Genomic DNA, 2,312 nt, shown 5'->3' with positions numbered 1-2,312 from the left:
TTCGATTCGATGCTGATCAAACTGACCTGTCGAGGGCGTGACTTCGCCACGGCCGTGCGGCGGGCGCGGCGCGCGGTCGCGGAGTTCCGCATCCGCGGTGTCTCGACGAATATTCCTTTCCTGCAGGCGGTTCTGGACGATCCTGACTTCCAGGCCGGACGCGTCACCACGTCGTTCATTGAACAACGTCCGCAACTGCTCACCGCGCGCAGTTCGGCCGATCGCGGCACCAAGATCCTGACCTACCTGGCCGATGTCACGGTCAACAAGCCCCACGGCGAGCGTCCCTCGACGGTGTACCCGCACGACAAACTTCCCGACATCGACTTGTCGACAGACCCCCCGGCGGGATCCAAACAGCTTCTTGCCGAGCTCGGGCCGGAGCGATTCGCGGCGTGGCTGCGTGAATCGCGCGCAGTCGGCGTCACGGATACCACCTTTCGCGATGCGCACCAGTCCCTGCTAGCCACGCGGGTGCGCACCAGCGGGCTGATCATGGTGGCTCCCTACATCGCACGAATGTTGCCGCAGTTGTTGTCGATCGAATGCTGGGGCGGGGCGACATACGACGTCGCGCTGCGGTTTCTGAAGGAGGACCCGTGGGAGCGGCTGGCGGCCCTGCGCGAGGCGATGCCCAATATCTGCTTGCAGATGTTGCTGCGCGGACGCAACACCGTTGGCTACACGCCCTATCCGGACACCGTGACGACGGCGTTCGTGTCGGAAGCGACCGCAACCGGCATCGACATCTTCCGGATCTTCGATGCGTTGAACAACGTCGATTCGATGCGCCCGGCGATCGACGCGGTTCGTGAGACGGGCACCGCCGTCGCCGAGGTGGCGATGTCCTACACCGGTGATCTCAGTGATCCGGCCGAACGCCTGTACACCCTTGACTATTACCTGAAGCTGGCCGACGAGATCGTGTCGACGGGTGCGCACGTGCTGGCGATCAAAGACATGGCCGGGTTGTTGCGCGCGCCCGCCGCCACGACGCTGGTTTCCGCGCTGAAGTCGCGATTCGACCTGCCAGTACACGTGCACACCCACGACACCCCGGGCGGGCAGCTGGCCACCTATGCGGCGGCCTGGCTCGCCGGGGCCGACGCCGTGGACGGCGCCGCGGCCCCGCTGGCCGGAACCACGAGCCAGCCGGCGTTATCTTCCATCGTGGCCGCCGCGGCACACACCACCTACGACACGGGCTTATCGTTGGATGCCGTCTGCGCCTTGGAGCCGTATTGGGAGGCGCTGCGAAAGGTGTACGCGCCGTTCGAGTCCGGGCTGCCGGCCCCGACTGGACGGGTGTACCGGCACGAGATCCCGGGCGGGCAGCTGTCGAACCTGCGCCAGCAGGCAATCGCGTTGGGTTTCGGTGACCGTTTCGAGGACGTCGAAGACGCTTATGCGGGGGCTAACGCCGTCCTCGGCCGCCTGGTCAAGGTGACCCCGTCGAGCAAGGTCGTCGGGGACCTCGCCCTGGCGCTGGTCGGTGCAGGTGTCAGTGCGCGGGATTTCGCCGCCGATCCCGAGCGTTACGACATCCCCGACTCGGTCATCGGCTTCCTCCGCGGGGAGCTCGGCAACCCGCCGGGCGGCTGGCCTGAGCCGTTGCGCACCAAGGCGTTACGAGGTCGCGGACCGGCGAAGCCGGAACAGCAGCTCTCGGGCGCAGACGAACGGGCGTTGGCAGCGGCGGGCAGCGAGCGGCAGGCGGCGCTGAATCGGCTGCTGTTCCCCGGCCCCACGAAGGAGCTCGAGGACCATCGTGAGCAGTACGGTGACACGTCGCGCCTGAGCGCCAATCAGTTCTTCTACGGGCTTCGCCAGGGTGACGAACATCGAGTCGAGCTCGAGCGCGGCGTGGAACTGCTTATCGGCCTGGAGGCGATTTCCGATGCGGACGAGCGCGGCATGCGTACCGTGATGTGCATTCTCAACGGGCAGTTGCGACCCATCGTGGTGCGTGACCGCAGTATCGCCGCGGATGTGCCCGCCGCCGAAAAGGCCGACCGCGACAACCCCGACCATGTCGGTGCGCCGTTCGCCGGCGTCGTTACGGTGACCATCGACGTCGGAGCGGAAGTCGAAGCGGGCCAGACGATCGCGACGATCGAGGCGATGAAGATGGAGGCAGCCGTAACTACCCCGAAGGCCGGAAAGGTGGCCCGAGTCGCCGTCTCACAGACCGCCCAGGTCGAAGGCGGCGACCTCTTGGTGGTTGTCAGCTAGCTCACCATCGAGCAGTTAGCGCCCGATATGCAACCGCTGCCGGGGGTGCGCTGGGCGCTGGTGGGCGGCGGAGGCGCCGC

At 66.7% G+C, this 2,312-nt stretch carries 1 protein-coding gene; it reads left to right on the top strand.

The window, feature by feature from the left end; genetic code table 11:
- Positions 1-2,232 (top strand): pyruvate carboxylase (locus tag A9X03_RS16855; RefSeq protein ID WP_068262028.1); only part of this gene is annotated, 2,232 nt, incomplete at its 5' end.
- Between the last annotated feature and the right edge of the window lie 80 nt (positions 2,233-2,312).

This window comes from Mycobacterium sp. E1715 (genome assembly GCF_001667625.1).
Lineage (GTDB): Bacteria > Actinomycetota > Actinomycetes > Mycobacteriales > Mycobacteriaceae > Mycobacterium.
This window is presented reverse-complemented; position numbering and strand designations above follow the sequence as displayed.